Origin of the sequence: Kitasatospora paranensis (assembly GCF_039544005.1) — a bacterium.
Lineage (GTDB): Bacteria > Actinomycetota > Actinomycetes > Streptomycetales > Streptomycetaceae > Kitasatospora > Kitasatospora paranensis.
The window spans coordinates 5,952,174-5,971,146 of the sequence record NZ_BAABKV010000001.1; the positions used below are offsets into that span (position 1 = coordinate 5,952,174).

16 protein-coding genes are annotated in these 18,973 nt (G+C 73.0%); 5 read left to right on the plus strand and 11 right to left on the minus strand.

Features of this window, described 5'->3' with window-relative positions:
- The first annotated feature begins 118 nt into the window (after nt 1-118).
- Nucleotides 119-406: an RNA polymerase-binding protein RbpA gene (locus ABEB13_RS28300; RefSeq protein ID WP_345707698.1), complete on the plus strand. Its 288-nt coding sequence runs from the start codon at nt 119-121 to the stop codon at nt 404-406.
- 81 nt (nt 407-487) lie between these two features.
- Here the strand turns inward: ABEB13_RS28300 and ABEB13_RS28305 are convergent, their stop codons facing one another.
- From ABEB13_RS28305 to tkt, 6 genes are all read right to left on the minus strand, one after another.
- Nucleotides 488-1,393 carry a sigma-70 family RNA polymerase sigma factor gene (locus tag ABEB13_RS28305; protein ID WP_345707699.1) on the minus strand — a complete coding sequence of 302 codons (906 nt, stop codon included), beginning with the start codon at nt 1,391-1,393 and terminating at the stop codon, nt 488-490.
- 123 nt (nt 1,394-1,516) lie between these two features.
- Complete coding sequence (gene pgl, locus ABEB13_RS28310; protein ID WP_345707700.1) at nt 1,517-2,302, minus strand: 6-phosphogluconolactonase; 786 nt, start codon at nt 2,300-2,302, stop codon at nt 1,517-1,519.
- Entirely contained in the window at nt 2,299-3,390 is a 1,092-nt protein-coding gene (opcA, locus tag ABEB13_RS28315) for a glucose-6-phosphate dehydrogenase assembly protein OpcA (protein ID WP_345707701.1), read from the minus strand. Before opcA ends, pgl begins: the two co-directional genes overlap by 4 nt.
- Nucleotides 3,387-4,910, minus strand: coding sequence for a glucose-6-phosphate dehydrogenase (gene zwf / locus ABEB13_RS28320; RefSeq protein ID WP_100892556.1), 1,524 nt, complete (start codon nt 4,908-4,910; stop codon nt 3,387-3,389). The genes opcA and zwf overlap by 4 nt, the downstream gene beginning before the upstream one ends.
- Before the next feature lie 105 nt (nt 4,911-5,015).
- Nucleotides 5,016-6,128 carry a transaldolase gene (tal, locus tag ABEB13_RS28325; RefSeq protein ID WP_345707702.1) on the minus strand — a complete coding sequence of 371 codons (1,113 nt, stop codon included), beginning with the start codon at nt 6,126-6,128 and terminating at the stop codon, nt 5,016-5,018.
- A gap of 94 nt (nt 6,129-6,222) precedes the next feature.
- Nucleotides 6,223-8,322, minus strand: coding sequence for a transketolase (tkt, locus tag ABEB13_RS28330; RefSeq protein WP_345707703.1), 2,100 nt, complete (start codon nt 8,320-8,322; stop codon nt 6,223-6,225).
- 462 nt (nt 8,323-8,784) lie between these two features.
- Here tkt and ABEB13_RS28335 point away from each other — a divergent pair, with 462 nt between their 5' ends.
- From ABEB13_RS28335 to ABEB13_RS28345, 3 genes are all read left to right on the plus strand, one after another.
- On the plus strand, nt 8,785-9,726 hold the full coding sequence (locus tag ABEB13_RS28335) for a heme o synthase (protein ID WP_345709856.1): 942 nt from the start codon (nt 8,785-8,787) through the stop codon (nt 9,724-9,726).
- Nucleotides 9,727-9,990: 264 nt separating this feature from the next.
- Nucleotides 9,991-11,133 carry an MFS transporter gene (locus ABEB13_RS28340; protein WP_345707704.1) on the plus strand — a complete coding sequence of 381 codons (1,143 nt, stop codon included), beginning with the start codon at nt 9,991-9,993 and terminating at the stop codon, nt 11,131-11,133.
- Nucleotides 11,067-11,366 (plus strand): MFS transporter, encoded by a 300-nt coding sequence (locus tag ABEB13_RS28345; protein ID WP_345707705.1) that lies wholly within the window; start codon nt 11,067-11,069, stop codon nt 11,364-11,366. Before ABEB13_RS28340 ends, ABEB13_RS28345 begins: the two co-directional genes overlap by 67 nt.
- A 67-nt stretch (nt 11,367-11,433) precedes the next feature.
- Here the strand turns inward: ABEB13_RS28345 and ABEB13_RS28350 are convergent, their stop codons facing one another.
- Nucleotides 11,434-13,023 (minus strand): phytoene desaturase family protein, encoded by a 1,590-nt coding sequence (locus tag ABEB13_RS28350; protein WP_345707706.1) that lies wholly within the window; start codon nt 13,021-13,023, stop codon nt 11,434-11,436.
- 11 nt (nt 13,024-13,034) lie between these two features.
- Nucleotides 13,035-13,742, minus strand: coding sequence for a DUF2461 domain-containing protein (locus tag ABEB13_RS28355; protein ID WP_345707707.1), 708 nt, complete (start codon nt 13,740-13,742; stop codon nt 13,035-13,037).
- Nucleotides 13,743-13,817: 75 nt separating this feature from the next.
- On the opposite strand from ABEB13_RS28355, the gene ABEB13_RS28360 reads away from it, so the two are divergent.
- A complete protein-coding gene (locus tag ABEB13_RS28360; RefSeq protein WP_100892554.1) occupies nt 13,818-14,150 on the plus strand; it encodes a hypothetical protein in 333 nt (110 codons plus the stop codon).
- Nucleotides 14,151-14,228: 78 nt separating this feature from the next.
- Here the strand turns inward: ABEB13_RS28360 and ABEB13_RS28365 are convergent, their stop codons facing one another.
- The 3 genes from ABEB13_RS28365 to ABEB13_RS28375 all read right to left on the minus strand — a co-directional run bounded on the left by ABEB13_RS28365 (nt 14,229) and on the right by ABEB13_RS28375 (nt 18,971).
- Entirely contained in the window at nt 14,229-15,191 is a 963-nt protein-coding gene (locus ABEB13_RS28365) for a COX15/CtaA family protein (RefSeq protein ID WP_345707708.1), read from the minus strand.
- Nucleotides 15,192-15,255: 64 nt separating this feature from the next.
- Nucleotides 15,256-16,812 (minus strand): acyltransferase family protein, encoded by a 1,557-nt coding sequence (locus ABEB13_RS28370; RefSeq protein WP_345707709.1) that lies wholly within the window; start codon nt 16,810-16,812, stop codon nt 15,256-15,258.
- A 2-nt stretch (nt 16,813-16,814) separates the two neighbouring features.
- Nucleotides 16,815-18,971 carry a bifunctional polysaccharide deacetylase/glycosyltransferase family 2 protein gene (locus ABEB13_RS28375; RefSeq protein WP_345707710.1) on the minus strand — a complete coding sequence of 719 codons (2,157 nt, stop codon included), beginning with the start codon at nt 18,969-18,971 and terminating at the stop codon, nt 16,815-16,817.
- Nucleotides 18,972-18,973: the final 2 nt, after the last annotated feature.

The window sequence follows — 18,973 nt, forward strand, 5'->3', positions numbered from 1 at the left end:
ACACTAGGACGACTTCGCCACCGTCCGCACAGTCGCGGCCGGTCGGCACCAGCACGCAGGGAGTCAGACCGTGGCAAGTGGCAATGCCATCCGAGGAAGCAGAGTCGGCGCAGGCCCGATGGGCGAGGCGGAGCGCGGCGAGTCCGCTCCCCGGACCCGCATCTCCTTCTGGTGCGCGAACAAGCACGAGACGCGTCCCAGCTTCGCGGCCGAGGCGGCCGTCCCGGAGACCTGGGACTGCCCGCGCTGCGGGTTCCCCGCCGGGCAGGACGAGCTCAACCCGCCTGCCCCCGCCCGCAACGAGCCCTACAAGACCCACCTCGCCTACGTCCGCGAGCGCCGTACCGACGCCGACGGCGAGGCGATCCTGGCCGAGGCGCTGGCCAAGCTGCGCGGCGAGATCTGAGCACGGTGCGCCGAAGGGCGCCGCGGAGGACCACCTCCGCGGCGCCCTTCGCGCGTTCGGGGCGCTCTGGGTTGTCGGCCGTCAGTCGTCCAGGAAGGCCAGGTCGAGCCGGGCGAGCCGCTCGGGATCGGCCAGCAGGTCGAGCCGGACGATGCGGCCGCCGCTGACGGTGAAGCCCATGACCGCCACCGGGCGCCCCTCGGGGGCGGTGACCGCGCCGGGGGCGCCGTTCACCATGGCCGGGCGGGCGAAGGGCGCGAGCCGGGAGAAGGTGAGCGCCCGGCCGGCCACCGCGGCGGCGCCGTGCACCGCGCGGGACGCGCCGGCCGGGAGGGGGAACCCGCCGCCGGACGGTGTGCCGAGGTCGACCCGGAGCACCACGTCGGGGTCGAGGAGCGCGAGCAGACCCTCGAAGTCGCCGCCGCGGGCCGCGGCCAGGAAGGCGTCCACGATCTCCCGCTGGCGGACGGGGTCGCCGTCCGGGACGGGCGCGCCGCCCTGCACCCGGCGCCGGGCCCGGCTGGCCAGCTGGCGGGCCGCGGCGGGGGAGCGGTCCACGATCGGGGCGATCTCCTCGTAGGGCACCGCGAACATGTCGTGCAGCACGAAGGCCAGCCGCTCGGCCGGGGCCAGCGTCTCCAGCACCACCAGCAGGGCCAGCCCGACCGAGTCGGCGAGCAGGGCCTGCTGCTCCGGGTCGGCGGTGTCCGCGCCGGTGACCACCGGGTCCGGCACGTGCACGTCCCAGGGATCCTCGCGGCGGGCGGCCCGCGAGCGCAGGGTGTCCAGACAGACCCGGGAGACCACCGTGGTCAGCCAGCCGCCCAGGTTGTCGATCCCGGCGGCGTCCGAGCGGCTGAGCCGCAGCCAGGCCTCCTGGACGGCGTCCTCGGACTCGCTCAGCGAGCCGAGCATCCGGTACGCCACCGACCGCAGGTGCGGCCGGTGCTCCTCGAAGCGGTCCGCCAGCCACGCATGTCCGTCCATCGCCCGCTCTCTCCCGTTCGGCAGTCCTCATCCGTTCTGACGTTCCGCACAGCCGGGATGTGACGGCGGACGGACGACGGCCCCGCCCCGCGGTGCGGGACGGGGCCGTCGGGGCCGGTCGGCTCAGCGTGTGCCGGGCCGGCTCCGCGCCGGCAGCTCGGCGGCCGCCGACTCGTCGAGCAGCCAGAGCGTCCGGTCGGTGCCGTACGCGCCGGAGGCGGGCGCCTGGATCTCGCCGGGGCCGCTGAGGGCCAGCGCCACGGCGCCGGCCTTGTCCTCGCCGGCGGCGAGCAGCCAGACCTCGCGGGCCGCCCGGATCGCCGGGAGGGTCAGCGAGACCCGGGTGGGCGGCGGCTTGGGTGCGCCGCGCACGCCGACCACGGTCAGCTCGTCCTCGCGCACCCCCGGGTGCTCGGGGAAGAGCGAGGCGACATGGGTGTCCGGGCCGACGCCGAGCAGCAGCACGTCGAAGGCCGGGACGCCGATGCCGGAGCCCGGCGCGGCGGCCTTGGCCAGCTCCTCGGCGTACCGGGCCGCGGCGGCCTCCACGTCGGAGCCGTCGACGCCGTCGGAGGCCGGCATCTCGTGCACCCGGGCGGGGTCCAGCGGGACGCGGCCGAGCAGTTCCTCGCGGGCCTGCACGGCGTTGCGGTCCGGGTCGTCCGCGGCGACGAAGCGCTCGTCGCCCCACCACAGGTCCAGGCGGGCCCAGTCCACCGCGTCGCGCGCCGGGGAGGCGGCGATCGCGGCGAGCAGGGCGTTGCCGTTGCGGCCGCCGGTGAGCACCACCGAGGCGGTGCCGCGGGCGGACTGGGCGTCCACGATCCGGGTGATCAGCCGGGCCGCGGTGGCCCGGGCCATCAGCTCCTTGTCCCGGTGGACCACCAGCTGCGGGGAGGCTGCCGTCACGAGCCGCTCCGCTTGCGCGGGGCGGCCTTCTTGGCGGTCGCCCCGGCGGGGGCACCGTCGTCGGCGGGCACGGCGGCGGTGACCCGGGCCGGCGGCGCGACCTCGGCGGGGACGGCCTCGGAGGAGGCCGCCGGGGCCTGCTCGTCGGCGTCCCCGGCCGTCCGCTGCTTGAGCCGGTCGATCGGCGTGCGGACGGCGGTGGCGTAGATGTCGTCCGGGTCGAGCCGGCGCAGTTCCTCGGCGATCAGCTCCGCGGTCTCGCGGCGCTTGAGCGCCACGATCCGGTCCGGCGCGCCGGGCATGCAGAGCGTGCCCATCAGGCCGTCCGGGCGGAACAGCACGATCTCGCCGTCGCTGGTGCGCATCCGGACGGCGGTGATGCCGGGGCCGCCGGTGACGACCCGCTCGACCGGCACGCCGAGCCGGTTGTGCAGCCACAGGCCGAGCAGCTCGACGCTGGGGTTGTACGACTCGCCCTCGACCACCGCGCCGGCGATGTCGGTGGGCCGCTGGTCCAGGGCGGCGGCCAGCATGGAGCGCCAGCCGGTGATCCTGGTCCAGGCGAGGTCGGTGTCGCCCGGGGTGTAGGTGGCGGCCCGCTGGGCGAGCTGGTCCACCGGGGACTCGGCGGTGACCGCGTCGGTGATGCGGCGCTGGGCGAGCGCACCGAGCGGGTCCTTGGCCGGGTCCTTCGGGGCGTTCTCCGGCCACCAGACCACGACCGGGGCGTCCGGCAGCAGCAGCGGCAGGACGACCGACTGGGCGTGCGCGGCGAGCTCGCCGTGCATGCGCAGCACGACGGTCTCGCCGGAGCCGGCGTCGGACCCGACCAGCAGCTCGGCGTCGAGGCGGGCCTCGGCGCGGGCGCGGGGCGAGCGTCCGGCCCGCTTGATGACGGCCAGGGTGCGGGACGGGTGCTCGCGGGAGGCGTCGTTGGCCGCCCGCAGCGCGTCGTAGGCGCTGCCCTCGTCCGTCACGATGACGAGGGTGAGCACCATGCCCGCGGCGCCGGCGCCGGAGGCCCGGCGGGCGTCCATCAGGGCGGCGTTGATCTTGCCGGACGTGGTGTCCGTGAGGTCGATCTTCATGGCCGGCGCCAGCTCCTGCCGTCTCGTGCGAGCATCTCGTCCGCCTCGTCGGGCCCCCAGGTGCCCGCCGGGTACTGGGCGGGCTTGCCGTGGCTGTCCCAGTACTTCTCGATCGGGTCGAGGATCCGCCAGGACTGCTCGACCTCCTGGTGGCGCGGGAAGAGGTTGGCGTCGCCGAGCAGCACGTCGAGGATGAGCCGCTCGTACGCCTCCGGGCTGGACTCGGTGAAGGACTCGCCGTAGGCGAAGTCCATCGTGACGTCCCGGACCTCCAGCGCGGTGCCGGGCACCTTGGAGCCGAACCGCACCGTGACGCCCTCGTCCGGCTGCACCCGGATGACCAGGGCGTTCTGCCCCAGCTCCTCGGTGGCGTAGGAGTCGAACGGCAGGTACGGGGCGCGCTGGAAGACCACCGCGATCTCGGTGACCCGGCGGCCGAGGCGCTTGCCGGTGCGCAGGTAGAACGGCACCCCGGCCCAGCGCCGGTTGTTGATCTCCAGCTTGATCGCCGCGTAGGTGTCGGTCTTGGAGGAGGGGTCGATGCCGTCCTCGTCCAGGTAGCCGGGCACCTCCTCGCCGCCCTGCCAGCCGCCCGCGTACTGGCCGCGGACGGTGTGCTTGCCGAGGTCGCCGGGGAGCTTGACGGCGCTGAGCACCTTGAGCTTCTCGGCGACCAAGGCCTTGGGGTGGAAGGACGCGGGCTCCTCGATGGCGGTGAGCGCCATCAGCTGGAGCAGGTGGTTCTGGATGACGTCGCGGGCCGAGCCGATGCCGTCGTAGTAGCCGGCCCGGCCGCCGATGCCGATGTCCTCGGCCATCGTGATCTGCACGTGGTCGACGTACGACCGGTTCCAGATCGGCTCGAACATCTGGTTGGCGAAGCGGAGCGCCAGGATGTTCTGGACGGTCTCCTTGCCCAGGTAGTGGTCGATCCGGAAGACCTCGTCCCGGGGGAAGACCTCGTGGACGATCCGGTTCAGCTCCTGGGCGCTCTCCAGGTCGTGGCCGAAGGGCTTCTCGATCACCGCGCGGCGCCAGGAACCCTTGGGCGGGTCGGTCAGCCCGTGCTTCTTGAGCTGCTGGACGACGGTGGGGAAGAACTTCGGCGGCACCGACAGGTAGAAGGCGAAGTTGCCGCCGGTGCCCTGGGCCTGGTCGAGCTCCTCGATGGTCTTGCGCAGGGTGTCGAAGGCCTCGTCGTCGCCGAAGTCGCCCTGGACGAACCGCATGCCCTTGGCCAGCTGCTGCCAGACCTCCTCGCGGAACGGCGTCCGCGCGTGCTCCTTGACCGCGTCGTGCACCTCGCGGGCGAAGTCCTCGTCCTCCCACTCGCGGCGGGCGAAGCCGACGAGCGAGAAGCCCGGCGGCAGCAGTCCGCGGTTGGCGAGGTCGTAGATGGCCGGCATCAGCTTCTTGCGCGACAGGTCGCCGGTCACGCCGAAGATCACCAGGCCGGACGGCCCGGCGATCCTCGGCAGCCGGCGGTCGGCCGGATCGCGCAGCGGGTTCGAGATCGTCAGGGGATCGCCCTGCCCGACCTCGGCACCCTCGTCATCGGGAAAAGCAGGGGTGTTGCTCACTGGTGTTGGCTCCGCTCTCCGTGCGCTGGGTAGTGAGCAGGGGTGTCAGTTGGCGCCGTGGGAGGCGAGCGAGGCCGAGACGGTGTCCAGGAGTTCCTTCCAGGAGACCGCGAACTTCTCGACGCCCTCGTCCTCCAGGACCTGGACGACGTCGTCGTAGTCGACGCCCGCCGCGGCGACGGCGTCCATGACGGCCTGGGCGTCGGCGTAGTTGCCGGTGATCGAGTCGCCGGTGATGACGCCGTGGTCGTCGGTGGCGTCGAGGGTGCCCTCGGGCATGGTGTTGACCGTGCCGGGGGCGACCAGCTCGGTCACGTAGAGGGTGTCGGGGAGGTTCGGGTCCTTGACGCCGGTGGACGCCCAGAGCGGGCGCTGCGCCTTGGCGCCGGCGGCCTCCAGGGCCTTCCAGCGGTCGGAGGAGAAGACGTCCTCGTAGGCCTGGTAGGCGAGGCGGGCGTTGGCCACGCCGGACTTGGAGCGCAGCTCCTTGGCGTCGCCGCCGATCTTGTCGAGGCGCTTGTCGATCTCGGTGTCCACGCGGGAGACGAAGAACGAGGCGACGGACTCGATCTGGGAGAGGTCGAGGCCGGCGGCCTTGGCCTTCTCCAGGCCGGTCAGGAAGGCGTCCATGACGCCCCGGTAGCGCTCCAGGGAGAAGATCAGCGTGACGTTGACGCTGATGCCCTTGGCGATGACCTCGGTGATGGCGGGCAGGCCGGCCTTGGTGGCGGGGATCTTGATGAGCACGTTCGGGCGGTCGACCAGCCACCACAGCTGCTTGGCCTCGGCGATCGTGGCGGCGGTCTCGTGGGCCAGGCGGGGGTCGACCTCGATGGAGACCCGGCCGTCGCGGCCGTTGGAGGCGTCGTAGACGGGGCGCAGCACGTCGGCGGCGTCGCGCACGTCCGAGGTGGTGATCATGCGCACGGCCTCGTCCACGGTGACCTTGCGGACGGCGAGGTCGGTGAGCTGGCCGTCGTAGGCGGCGCTGCCGCCGCCGATGGCCTTCTGGAAGATGGTCGGGTTGGTGGTGACACCGACGACGTGCTTCTCCTGCACCAGCTCGGCCAGGTTGCCGGTGTTGAGCCGGTCACGGCTGAGGTCGTCCAGCCAGATCGCCACGCCTTCGTCGCTGAGGCGCTTCAGAGCGTCAGTCATGGTGCTTCATCCCTCTGTTCTTCGTACGTCTGCTGTGGGGTCGTCAGACGGGCCGGGTACCCGATGTGCGGTCGGATACCCGGCCCCGTGGGGTCTAGCGGGAGACGGCTTCGACGGTGCGCAGCGAGGCGCGGGCGGCGTTGGCCACGGCGTCGGCGGTGATGCCGAACTCCTGGTAGAGCACCTTGTAGTCGGCGGAGGCGCCGAAGTGGTCCAGGCTGATGATCCGGCCGGCGTCGCCGACCAGTTCGCGCCAGCCCTGGGCGATGCCGGCCTCCACGGAGACCCGGGCCCGGACGTTCGGCGGCAGCACGCTGTCGCGGTACGCCTGGTCCTGCTCGTTGAACCACTCGATCGAGGGCATCGACACGACCCGGGTCGGGATGCCGTCGGCCTCCAGGGCCTCGCGGGCCTGGACGGCGAGCTGCACCTCGGAGCCGGTGCCGATGAGGATGACCTTCGGCGAGGCGCCGGCCGCCTCGGCGAGGACGTAGCCGCCCTTGGCGGCGCCCTCGGCGGAGTGGAACACCTCGCGGTCGAAGGTGGGCACGCCCTGGCGGGTCAGCGCGAGGCCGACCGGGCCGGGGTGGCTGGTCTGGCGCTCCATGATGGTGCGCCAGACGACGGCGGTCTCGTTGGCGTCGCCGGGGCGGACGACCGAGAGGCCGGGGATGGCGCGCAGCGCGGCCAGGTGCTCGACCGGCTGGTGGGTCGGGCCGTCCTCGCCGAGACCGATGGAGTCGTGCGTCCACACGTAGGTGACCGGGAGCTTCATCAGCGCGGCGAGGCGGACGGCCGGGCGCATGTAGTCGGAGAACACCAGGAAGGTGCCGCCGTAGATGCGGGTGCGGCCGTGCAGCGCGATGCCGTTCATGATCGAGCCCATGGCGTGCTCGCGGATGCCGAAGTGGATCGTCCGGCCGTAGGGCGACGCGGTCTTCAGCGCGTTGCCCTCGGGGAGGAAGGACGACTCCTCGTCGATGGTGGTGAGGTTGGACTCGGCGAGGTCCGCCGAGCCGCCCCACAGTTCCGGGATCAGCTTGCCGATCGCCTTGAGCGTGTCGCCGGAGGCCTTGCGGGTGGCGACGTCCTTGCCGGCGGGGAAGACCGGGAGGGCCTTCTCCCAGCCGTCGGGGAGTTCGCCGATCTGGATCCGGTCGAACTCGGCGGCGCGCTCCGGGTTGGCGGCGCGCCAGGCGTGGTAGCCCTTCTCCCACTCGGAGCGGGCGGCCTTGCCGCGGTGCACGACCTCGCGGGCGTGGTCGACGACGGCCTCGGAGACCTCGAAGGTCTTCTCCGGGGAGAAGCCGAGCACCTTCTTGGTGGCGGCGATCTCGGCGTCGCCCAGCGCGGAGCCGTGCGCCTTGGCGGTGTCCTGGGCGTTCGGGGCCGGCCAGGCGATGATCGTCCGCATCGCGATCATCGACGGGCGCGAGGTCTCGGCCTTGGCCGCCTCCAGCGCGGTGGCCAGCGCGTGCACGTCGATGTCGCCGTCGGCCTTGGGCGTGATCCGCTGGACGTGCCAGCCGTACGCCTCGTAGCGGGCCAGGACGTCCTCGGAGAAGGCCGTCTCGGTGTCGCCCTCGATGGAGATGTGGTTGTCGTCGTACAGCGCGACCAGGTTGCCCAGCTTCTGGTGGCCGGCCAGCGAGGACGCCTCGGCGGAGATGCCCTCCTCCAGGTCGCCGTCGGAGACGATCGCCCAGACGGTGTGGTCGAACGGCGACTCGCCGGCCGGGGCCTCCGGGTCGAACAGGCCGCGCTCGTACCGGGCGGCCATCGCCATGCCCACCGCGTTGCCGATGCCCTGGCCCAGCGGGCCGGTGGTGGTCTCCACACCGGCCGTGTGCCCGTGCTCGGGGTGCCCGGGGGTGCGGCTGCCGGCGACCCGGAAGGCCTTCAGGTCGTCCAGCGACAGCCCGTAGCCGGACAGGTACAGCTGGGTGTAGAGCGTCAGCGAGGTGTGTCCGGGGGACAGCACGAAGCGGTCACGGCCGACCCAGGCCGGGTCGGTGGGGTCGTGGCGCAGGAAGCGCTGGAAGATCACGTACGCAGCGGGGGCCAGCGACATCGCGGTGCCGGGGTGGCCGTTGCCCACCTTCTGCACTGCGTCCATCGCCAGGACCCGGGCCGTGTCGACGGTCCGCTGGTCCAGTTCGGTCCATTCGAATGCGTTCGTCGGCGTGGTGCTCACCCTGTCTCAGGGCTCCTTCCATGGTGGTGAAGAGTGACCCCGTGAAGGGGACCGGGTCGGCCACGTCGCTGTGGGCCTGACGTCTCGTTGGTGCCGGTCACGGAGGGTTGATCCCGCTTCTCTGTGCGAGCCTACCGCTCGCCGGGACCCTCACCCTGCGTGCCGGGACAACCGGGGTGGCGGTATCGGCATTCCCGAAGGAGGGGCCCGGTCCCCTGTCCTACCCTCACGCGTTCGGCAGGCGTTCGCCCGTCCGAAGGGCAAGACGGGGGAGCACCGGCCCGATCCGGCCCGATCTGCGGCGATTCACCCGCCGGTGTGCGGCTCCGGCTCGCCGTGGCACCCCGAGGCCGGGCGGGACATATGGAGCGTCTAAGGTGGCGTGGTACGCGCAGAGCGGACGCACCGGAGCCCATGGGCCCAGGGGACGCCTGTGGAAGTTCATCGTGAGTTGGGGTGTTCGTGACCGCCGTCGAATCCCGCCCCGCAGGGGCGGTCGGGGCGACGCCTGCGCACCGGCCGTTCGGGGCCCGTGTCGGGGCATTCGTCGCACTGACCAAGCCGCGGATCATCGAGCTGCTGCTGATCACCACCGTCCCGGTGATGTTCCTGGCGCAGCGCGGGGTCCCGGACCCGCTCCTGGTGCTGTGGGTGGTCATCGGCGGCTACCTGTCGGCCGGCGGCGCCAACGCGCTCAACATGTACATCGACCGCGACATCGACGCGGTGATGTCGCGCACCGAGCGCCGCCCGCTCGTCACCGGCATGGTCTCGCCGCGCGAGGCGCTGGTCTTCGGCATCGCGCTGGCGATCGGCTCGACCCTCTGGCTCGGCCTGCTGGTCAACGCGCTCGCCGCGGGGCTCGCGCTGACCGCCCTCCTGTTCTACGTGTTCGTCTACACCCTGGGCCTCAAGCGCCGCACCGCCCAGAACATCGTCTGGGGCGGCATCGCGGGCTGCATGCCGGTCTTCGTCGGCTGGGCCGCGGTGACGAACTCGCTGTCCTGGTCGGCGCTGGTGCTCTTCCTGGTGATCTTCTTCTGGACGCCGCCGCACTACTGGCCGCTGTCGATGAAGGTCCGCGACGACTACGCCAAGGCGGGCGTGCCGATGCTGCCGGTCATCCGGGGCAACCTCGCCGTCGCCCGGCAGATCGTCGCCTACTCCTGGGTGATGGTCGCCGTCTCGCTGGCCCTGTGGCCGCTGGCGCACACCAGCTGGCTGTACCCGGTCTCCGCCGTGCTGCTCGGCGGGTTCTGGCTGAAGGAGGCGCACGGCCTGCACGCCCGCGCCAAGGCCGGGCTGGTCGGTGCCAAGCTGAAGGAGATGCGGCTCTTCCACTGGTCGATCACCTATCTGACGCTGCTGTTCGTGGTCATCGCGGTGGACCCGTTCGTGAAGTAGGACGACCCTTCGACATCCGAGGCCCCGGGGCATCCGCCCCGGGGCCTCGTCGTGTCCGGCATGTCCGGAACGGGACGTTGGTCCCGCGACGCGGGGACCTTTGCCCCCGCAGGTTCCGCGCGGGGCGGGGCAGCCGCGGACGGTCGCCCGGTGCCGCCGGGCGGCCGGGCCGCCCGCCCCCGCGGAGCGGCCCGGACCCCGCCGTCAACCCCGGCGCACGGCCGTACGGGAGTACCCGCCGCGCGCTCCGGAGGACCCGACACCATGTCCCGCACCATCGACAACGCCCCGTACACCGCCTTCCACCGAAGGCTCGCCCTGGCCTGCTCGGGCGGGCCGCTGCTGGACGGCTACATCCTCAGCATCGTCGGCGTCGCCCTGATCGGGATGCGCCCCGACCTGGGCCTCGACACCGCCGACGTCAGCCTGATCGGCGCCGCCGCACTGCTCGGCATGTTCGTCGGCGGCGCGCTCTTCGGCGTGCTGACCGACCGGATCGGCCGGGAGGTGATGTACACCGCCGACCTCCTCGTGATGATGGTCTGCTCGGTGCTGTCCTTCTGGGTCGACGGCGTGTGGGCGATCGCCCTGCTGCGCTTCGTGCTCGGCCTGGCCGTCGCCGCCGACTACCCGATCGCGACCTCGCTGCTGGCCGAGTGGCTGCCGGCCCGCGACCGCGGCCGCCTGCTGGGCAAGCAGATCGTCGCCTGGTACGCCGGCTCGGTGCTGGCCTACCTGGTGGGCTTCGCCTTCCTGCAGTTCGTCGGGCCGGGCAGCTGGCGCTGGATGCTGGCGAGCTCGACCCTGCTGTGCGCCGTCTTCCTGGTGATCCGGCGGGGCTCGCCGGAGTCGCCGCGCTGGCTCGCCGCGCACGGCCGGGTCGGCGAGGCCGTCGCCGTGGTGGAGAAGCACCTCGGGGTGCGGGTGGACGGCCGCGAGCTGATGCCCGACCCGGCCGGGGCCGGCGGGCCCGGCGGTCTCCGGCTGCTGTGGACGCCGCCGTACCGCCGCCGCACGCTCTTCTGCGGCCTGTTCTTCTTCTGCCAGGTGGGCCCGCTGTTCGCGATGCTGACCTTCGGCCCGCAGATCCTCGGGTCGTTCGGCATGCCCGGCGGCACCGTCCTGGACACCCTCGGCACGGGGCTGGTCAGCCTGGTCTTCCTGATCGGCTGCTACCCGGCGCTGCGGCTGATCGACACCGTCGGACGCCGTCCCACCATCGTCTGGTCCTTCGCGCTGATGATCGCCCCCTGGTGCTGCTCGGCCTCTGGCCGTCGGCGCCCGCGCTCGTGGCGGTGGCCGCGCTGTCCGCGTACGCCTTCCTGTGCGGCGGCCCCAACGTGCTGGACTGGACGTATCCGAACGAGCTTTTCCCGACCGAGGTCCGGGCCACCGCCGTGGGCGTAGCCACCTCGGTCAGCCGGGTCGGCGCGGCCGTGGGCACCTACCTGCTGCCGCTCTCGCTGACCGGGCTCGGCACCGGCCCGACCATGCTCGTCGCGGCCGGCGTCACCGCCGTCGGACTGCTGGTCTGCGTGCTCTGGGCCGAGGAGACCCGGGGCACCGCGCTGGGTGCCGCGAACGGGGCACCCGCCGGCCGGGCGTCGCAGGCCGGCCCGCAGGCGGTGCCGGTGCGCTGACCGCGGCCGGGGGCGGGCCCCGCCCCAGGCCCGGCCGCCCGGGCGCGTCGCCGGGCCGGGGGCTCGTCTACCGCCCGAGGACGGCCATCGCCGCGTTGTGGCCCGGGATGCCGCTCACCCCGCCGCCGCGCACCGCACCGGCGCCGCAGAGCAGCACCCGCGGATGGCCGGTGGCGACACCCCAGCGGCCGGCCGTGCCCTCCTCGTCGGCGTACGGGAACGCCAGGTCGCGGTGGAAGATGTTGCCGCCCGGCAGCCCGAGGTCCCGCTCCAGGTCCAGCGGGGTCTTCACCTCGACGCAGGGCCGGCCCTCGCCGTCCACGGCCAGGCAGTCCGCGAGCGGCTCGGCCAGGCAGTCCTGCAGCGGGGCCAGTACGGCGTCCAGCGCGGCCCGGCGGTCGAGGCCGGCGGCGAACAGGTCGGCGGGCTGGTGCAGCCCGAAGAGGGTCAGGGTGTGCGCGCCCCGCGCGGCCAGCTCCGGCCCCAGGATCGACGGGTCGGCCAGGGAGTGGCAGTAGATCTCCGAGGGTGCCGGCTCCGGCAGCCGTCCGGCGGCGGCCTGCCGGTAGGCGGTCTCCAGCTCCCGGTAGCCCTCCGCGAGGTGGAGCGTCCCGGCGAAGGCCTCCCGGGGGTCCACCGCGGTGTCCCGCAGTCGGGGCAGCCGCCGCAGCAGCATGTTGACCTTGAGCTGCGAGCCGACCGGGGCCGGCCCGGTCCCGGCTCGGCCGAGCAGCCGGTCCAGCGTCCGCGGTGCGGCGTTGCACAGCACCGTCCCGGCACCGACCCGGTGCTCGGAGCCGTCCGCGGTGCGGTACGCCACCTCGGCGAGCGGGCCGCCGGGATCGATCGCGGTGACCTCGCAGCCGGTGCGGATCGTCGCGCCGCCCGCCCGGGCCGCGTCGGCCAGTGCGTCGGTCAGCGCGCCCATGCCGCCCACGGGGACGTTCCAGTCCCCGGTGCCGCCGCCGACCACGTGGTAGAGGAAGCAGCGGTTCTGCCGCAGCGACGGGTCGTGGGCGTGGCTGAAGGTGCCGATCAGCGCGTCGGTGAGGACCACCCCGCGGACGAGGTCGTCGGTGAAGGTGCGCTCCACCGTCTCGCCGAGCGGGCGTTCGAACAGGGCGTCCCAGGCGGCCGGGTCGTCCACCCGCCGGCGCAGCTCGGCCCGGCTCGGCAGCGGTTCGGTCAGCGACGGGAAGACCCGGGTCGCGACCCGCCCGGTCATCGCGTAGAAGTCCTGCCAGGCGGCGTGGTCCCGGTCGGAGCCGGTGAGCGCCCGGAAGGAGGCGGCGGTGCGGCCCGCGTCCGCCCGGTCCACCAGCAGCCCGGTCGCCCGGCCGTCGCGTTCGGCCGGCGTCCAGGAGGAGATGCGGCGGCTCCGGACGGCGAACCGGAGCCCGAGCTCGGCGACGATCTTCTGCGGCAGCAGGCTGACCAGGTACGAGTACCGGGAGAGCCGCGCGCCCGTGCCGGGGAAGGCCTCGGCGGAGACCGCCGCGCCGCCGGTGCGGTCCAGCCGCTCCAGCACCAGGACGCTGCGCCCGGCCGCGGCCAGGTAGGCGGCCGCGACCAGGCCGTTGTGTCCGCCGCCGACCACGACCACGTCGTAGCGGGCGCGGTCCGGGGCGTCCTCGTGCTGCTGCCTGGCAGGTCCCATGACAGGCAGTCCTACCAGAGCCGGTACCGCCCGGCCAGGGTGCCGACGGCCGGTACGGCGCTCGGACGCCGACGGGGGTCAGCGCCGAGGAGGTCGCTCGGGCCGACGTGTCCGTCCAGCCAGTCCTTGAGCGGCCGGGAGTCGCGCAGGAAGGCGGTGATCCGCTGCCGGGCCGTCCGGGTGCCCAGCCAGGCCGCGGGCTCCCACTCCTGCCAGGCGATCAGGCCCTTGTTGCGGAGCAGGCCGATCCTCGGGTGGTCCCGGGGGTAGCCGCGCGGGGCGGACTTCAGCGGGTCGCGGCCGACCACGGACGGGCCGGCCTTCTCGACGGCGGCGATCACCCGCTCCAGTTCGGCGCCGGTGACGTCCTCGGCGACCGCCGCCCGGTAGCGCGCCAGCTGGTCGGACGCGAGCTGGTACATGCCGTTGCCGCAGGCCAGGCCGTCGGCGGAGAGCTGGATGTAGCCGCCGGCCTCCAGGTAGGCGCCGATGTGCGTCTTGTACGGGGTCTTGTCGGCGCTGAACCGGACGTCGCGGAAGGGGCGGAAGATCTTGCCCGGGCCGAACTCGTCCTCCAGGGCGTCGAGCAGATCGGCCATCGGGTGGCGCACCACCTCCTCGTACCGCTCCTTGTGCGCCGCCCAGAACGTCTTGGAGTTGTCGGCCTCCAGCTGCTCGTAGAACTCGAGCGCCTCGGCGGACCAGCCTTCGAAAGTCACCGCTCCAGGGTATGTGGCCCGCCGCACACGGCGCTCCCGTCGCCACCGCGTGTACCGGTCGGTAGCATGCGGGGCATGAGCAGCGCAGACACCGCCACCCCCGCCACGCCGGACGCCCGCGTCGAGCGCCGGGCCAAGCGCATCGCCAAGCACATCAACGCCTTCGCCGCGCAGCACGGCGGCAGTGCGGAGGGCGTCGTCGAGTACGTCGGCCGCACCGCCACCCGGATCGTGCTGGTCGGCGCGGACGGCGCCTGGGGCGACCAGGTCGCCCCGACGTACGCCGTCGGGCAGCGGGCCGCCGAACTGGCCGGCCTGAAGCTGCACGACTCCTTCGAGGGCGAGCTCGGCCTCAAGGTCAGGACGGGCCCGTATGAGTGGAAGCGGATGGCCGGCATCCAGATCTGACGCCGCCGCACCCGCAGGGCCGGTCCGCGAGGGCCGGCCCTCAGGCGTTGGCGAGCGCGGGGCCTCGGGTGCCGGCCCTCAGGCGTTGGCGAGCGCGGGGGAGGGCAGGTCGGCCGGGGCGTCCGCCCTGGTCCGCAGCGCCAGCGGCACCCGCAGCGCGGCCGCCCAGGTGAGCGTGGCGCCCAGCATGTGCAGGCCGACCATGAGCTCCGGGGCGTCGGTGAAGTACTGGACGAAACCCAGCACGCCCTGCAGCAGCAGGACCACCAGCAGGTCCCGGACCCGGGCCCGGGCGGCCGGCGGGGCCTTGACCGCGGCGAGCACGAAGACCGCCGCCACCGCCAGGCCGACCGACAGGAACGCCAGGTCGGCGTGGGCCTGCGCCAGCCGGTCGTAGTCCAGCGGGATCCGCCACACCGGTTTGCCGTCGGCGCCGGGCGCGCCCGGGTGGTGTCCGGCGCCGGTGACCAGGGTGCCGGCCAGCACCAGCAGGCCGATCACCGTCACCAGCAGGTAGGAGAGCCGGTGCAGGGGCCCGGGCACCGCGAGCTCGGGGGCCCCGTCGCCCTCCGCGGACCGCTCCCAGCTCAGCACCGCGACCCAGACCAGGGCCATCGCGGCGACCATGTGCACGGCCACCACGTACGGATTGAGGCCGGTCAGCACGGTGATGCCGCCGATCACGGCGTTGCTCATCACCAGCCAGAACTGCGCCCAGCCGAGCCGGGTCAGGCTGCGGCGCCACGGCCGCGCGCAGCGCGCGGCCAGGATCGCCCAGCCGATCGCCGCGCAGAGCACGTAGGTCAGCATCCGGTTGGTGAACTCGATGACACCGTGGACGCCCATCTGCGGGGTCGGGGTCAGGCTCTCGCCGGTGCAGCGCGGCCAGGTGGTGCAGCCGAGGCCGGAGGCGGTGAGCCGGACGGCGCCGCCGGTGACCACGATGACCACGCTCATCACGAGCGCGGCCAGCGCGGCCCGGCGGACGGTCGCGGCCGTCGGGTGCCAGCGGTCGGCGAGCAAGGCGAAGGGGGTACGCACCGCTTCATCCTAGGTTGCCCGGATCCGGATCTTCGCGGAGGGTCCGGGCACGCCCCCGCGCCGCTCAGGCGGCCCGGCGTCTGCCGCGCGCCCGGCGCGGATAGGGGAACAGCCGAGGCGAGCGCTTGGCCGCGACGTCCTCCATCCACCCGAACGACAGCACCAGCAGGCCGATCAGCGGCAGCGCGACCATCAGCGGGAACCAGTGGCTGCGCAGCAGCCACTGGGCGTGGTTGAAGAGGAAGTCCACGTTCCACAGCTGGTCGATGATCGGGATCGACAGCACCAGCGCGGTGTTGTGCCAGAGGTAGACGCTGACCGCCCGGGCGTTGAGCAGGCTGATCAAGCCGTTCCAGCGTTCCAGCGGCCGCGGCCAGGTCTCCCAGGACGGGCTGAGGTGGAGCAGCAGCAGGACGAAGCCGAACGACCAGACCGCGTTCGCGAACGGGATGCTCTCCAGGTCGCTCGCGACCGTCGGATCGTCGTTCGGACGGCTCATCAGGTACCACAGGCCGCCCACCATGATCAGCGGGGCCAGCGAGGGCGCCAGGTACTGCGGCAGCCGGCGCAGCACGCCCTCCGAGTGCGCCATGCCCAGGATCCAGCAGGAGCCGAAGGTGGTGAAGTCCGTCGCGGTCTCCCAGATGCGCCCCTCCTGGTCGAAGAGGCCGCAGTTGAAGACGAACGAGAGCGCCAGCGGGGTGAACAGCGTCACCCAGGGCAGCTTGCGCAGGCCCTTCAGCATCAGCGGGGACAGCAGCACGTACCAGAGGTAGGCGCGCAGGTACCAGAGCGGGACGCCGAGCTGCTCGGCCCAGCTGGTGTCCAGCAGGCCGTGGAAGCCGTGCAGGTTCGAGCCGAAGGGCGGGGTGGACAGCGGCAGGATCCAGAGCGCCAGCTTGCCCCACCACCAGCCCGGGTGCCCCTCGGAGTTCGGGCCCCAGCCGTCCAGCAGCTCGAAGGACATCAGGATCACGCCGAACAGCCACATCGGCGGCAGCAGGCGCCGCAGCCGGCCGCGGATCACGCTCATCGCCGGCCGGCTGAGCGAGCGGACCATCAGCGAGCCGGCCAGCGCGAACATCACGCCCATCGACGGGAACACCAGCGGCAGCCAGGTCCAGCCGAAGTTGTGGTAGAGCACCACGCGGCCGAGCGCGAGGGCGCGCAGCATGTCCAGGTAGCGGTCGCGGCCGCCCTTGCGGACGGGCTTGGGCTCCTCCACCACCGGCGCGTCGACGACCGCCTCCGGGCCGACCGACCCCGAGGCGTACTGGGCGTCGAAGGCCTTCGCGAGCTCGGCGAGGTCGGACGGCATCCGCAGCTTGAGCGTCTCGTCGTGGCGCGGCGTCGACGTCCGGCCCGCGGCCGGGGTCCGGCCGGCCGCCGGCGCCCGGCCCGTGGCAGGTGCCGCGGTGGGTGCGGGTGCGGGTGCGGGTGCCGCGGCGGCGGACGCGGGCGCACGCCGGGCACCGGCCGCCCGGTCCGCGGCGGCGCGGTCCGCCGCGTCGGCGAGCTCCTTCAGGTCGGCGGGCACCCGCAGTTTGAGCGTCTCGTCCGGGCCCGGCCCCCGGCGGTCGGGGATCGGGCGGCGGTCGCCCCGGTCGGCTGGAGCGGACACGGTCAGGCCTCCACGATCGGCACGGCGACCTCACCGGTGCGCCGGAGCTTCTGCCAGCGCAGCCGGCCGCCCGTCAGGGCGGTGATCGACGACTGGAGCAGGACGAGGTACATCAACTGCCGGTACACGACCTGCTGGATGGGGAGCGTGACGAGGTGCCACGGCTTCTCCTTGTCCAGCCGGAAGGCGAACCAGGCCAGGCCGCCCTGGACGAGCAGCACCGCCGCCCAGGCGGTGATCGTCTTCGGGGCGTCGACGAAGAAGATGCCGTACAGCAGGAACAGGTCGATCAGTGGGGCGAGCAGCGGCGCCACCACGCCGAACAGCACGACCAGCGGCAGGCCGACCCGACCGAAGCGGCCGGCCGGGCCGCGGGCGATCACCGCGCGGCGGTGCTTCCACATCGCCTGCATGGTGCCGTAGCTCCAGCGGTAGCGCTGCGACCACAGCTGCTGCATGCTGGCCGGCGCCTCCGTCCAGGCGCGCGCCTTCTCCGCGTACACCACGCGCCAGCCCTCGCAGAGCATGGCCATGGTGATGTCGGTGTCCTCGGCGAGGGTGTCCTCGCTCATCCCGCCGACCTGCAGCAGCGCCTCGCGCCGGAAGGCGCCGATCGCGCCGGGGATGGTCGGCATGATGTTGAGGGTGTCGTACATCCGGCGGTCGAGGTTGAAGCCCATCACGTACTCGATGTGCTGCCAGGCCCCGATCAGGGTGTCCCGGTTGCCGACCTTGGCGTTGCCGGCCACCGCGCCGACCGCCGGGTCGGCGAAGGGCTGGATGAGCTCGCGCACCGTGGACGGCTCGAAGACGGTGTCGCCGTCCATCATCACGACGATGTCGTACGAGGCGTTGCGGATGCCGTTGTTGAGGGCCGAGGGCTTGCCGCCGTTGGGTTGCCGGATCAGCCGGACGAACGGCAGGTCCATCTCCTCGACGATCTTCGACGTGTCGTCGCTCGACCCGTCGTCGATGACGATGACCTCGATCGGATGCTCACTGGCGGCCAGCGAGTTCAGGGTGTTGGCGATGCACTCCTGCTCGTTGTAGGCCGGCACCAGCACCGTGACCGGCCGGGTCACCTCCGGCCCCCAGGTGAAGTCCGGGCGGCGCGTCCGCCAGACGTGCCGGGACGCCAGCACCAGCATCAGCGCGAAGCGGGCGAAGACCAGCACACCGACGAACGCCAGCAGGTCGACCAGCCAGGGCAGCAGGTTGACCGCGATCTGGGTGCCGAAGATGAACGCCTTGCCGGCCCACAGCTGGTACCCGTGCACCGGGGTCATCGCGTTGCTCGCCCCCAGCGCCTCGGAGATGCTGGTGAAGCGGTAGTTCTGCGCCTGGAGCTCGTCGATGATCCTCCCGAGCGCCGCCACGGTCTGCGAACGGTCGCCACCGGCGTCGTGCAGCAGCACCAGTTCGCCCTTGCCGGGCACCTTCGGCATCGCGGTCTTGACGATCTCGTCGACGCCCGGCCGCTTCCAGTCGTCGGTGTCGGAGTCGATGAACGCGGTGAGGTAGCCGAGCTTGCCGATCTGCTTGGTGACCGGCCAGTTCCAGTCGTCCAGGGCGTCGGCGGTCGAGGAGTACGGCGGCCGGAACAGCGAGCTGTGCACGCCGGCGACGCCGGCCAGCGCCAGCTGGGTCTGCCCCAGCTCCCAGGCCAGCCGGGTCTGGGTCTGCAGGGCCAGGTCGGGGTGGGTGAAGGTGTGCAGCCCGATCTCGTGGCCGTCGGCGACGATCCGGCGGATCAGGGCGGGGTTCCGGGCCGCCATCGACCCGGTGATGAAGAAGCTGGCGTGGATGTGGCGGGCCTTCAGCAGGTCCAGGATCTGCGGGGTCCACTTCGGATCCGGGCCGTCGTCGAAGCTCAGCACCACCGTGTGGTCGGGCACGGAGTAGCTGACCGGGTGGTCGTTCTTCGCCCCGCGCGCATCGATGATCGGCCCGCCGGTTAGCAGGTTCGGCGGCACCGTCCCCTTGTCCACCGAGACGGCGGTGCGCTCGTCGTGGAAGACCTCGTTGGTGGCCATGCCGCGCAGCACCATGAGGGCGAGCAGGCAGACCAGCAGGGTGACCGGCAGGAAGAAGCGCAGCGGTGGCGCGGCGAGCCTGCGGGGTCGGCGGATCGACTCTCGGGGGCGCTGGTGGCGGGACATGG

Coding starts and splice junctions, on each gene's coding strand:
- opcA (WP_345707701.1), bottom strand. CDS start 3,390: ATGAAGATCGACCTCACGGACACCACGTCCGGCAAGATCAACGCCGCC.
- ABEB13_RS28305 (WP_345707699.1), bottom strand. CDS start 1,393: ATGGACGGACATGCGTGGCTGGCGGACCGCTTCGAGGAGCACCGGCCG.
- tal (WP_345707702.1), bottom strand. CDS start 6,128: ATGACTGACGCTCTGAAGCGCCTCAGCGACGAAGGCGTGGCGATCTGG.
- ABEB13_RS28360 (WP_100892554.1), top strand. CDS start 13,818: ATGAGCAGCGCAGACACCGCCACCCCCGCCACGCCGGACGCCCGCGTC.
- ABEB13_RS28375 (WP_345707710.1), bottom strand. CDS start 18,971: ATGTCCCGCCACCAGCGCCCCCGAGAGTCGATCCGCCGACCCCGCAGG.
- ABEB13_RS28350 (WP_345707706.1), bottom strand. CDS start 13,023: ATGGGACCTGCCAGGCAGCAGCACGAGGACGCCCCGGACCGCGCCCGC.
- ABEB13_RS28300 (WP_345707698.1), top strand. CDS start 119: ATGGGCGAGGCGGAGCGCGGCGAGTCCGCTCCCCGGACCCGCATCTCC.
- ABEB13_RS28340 (WP_345707704.1), top strand. CDS start 9,991: ATGTCCCGCACCATCGACAACGCCCCGTACACCGCCTTCCACCGAAGG.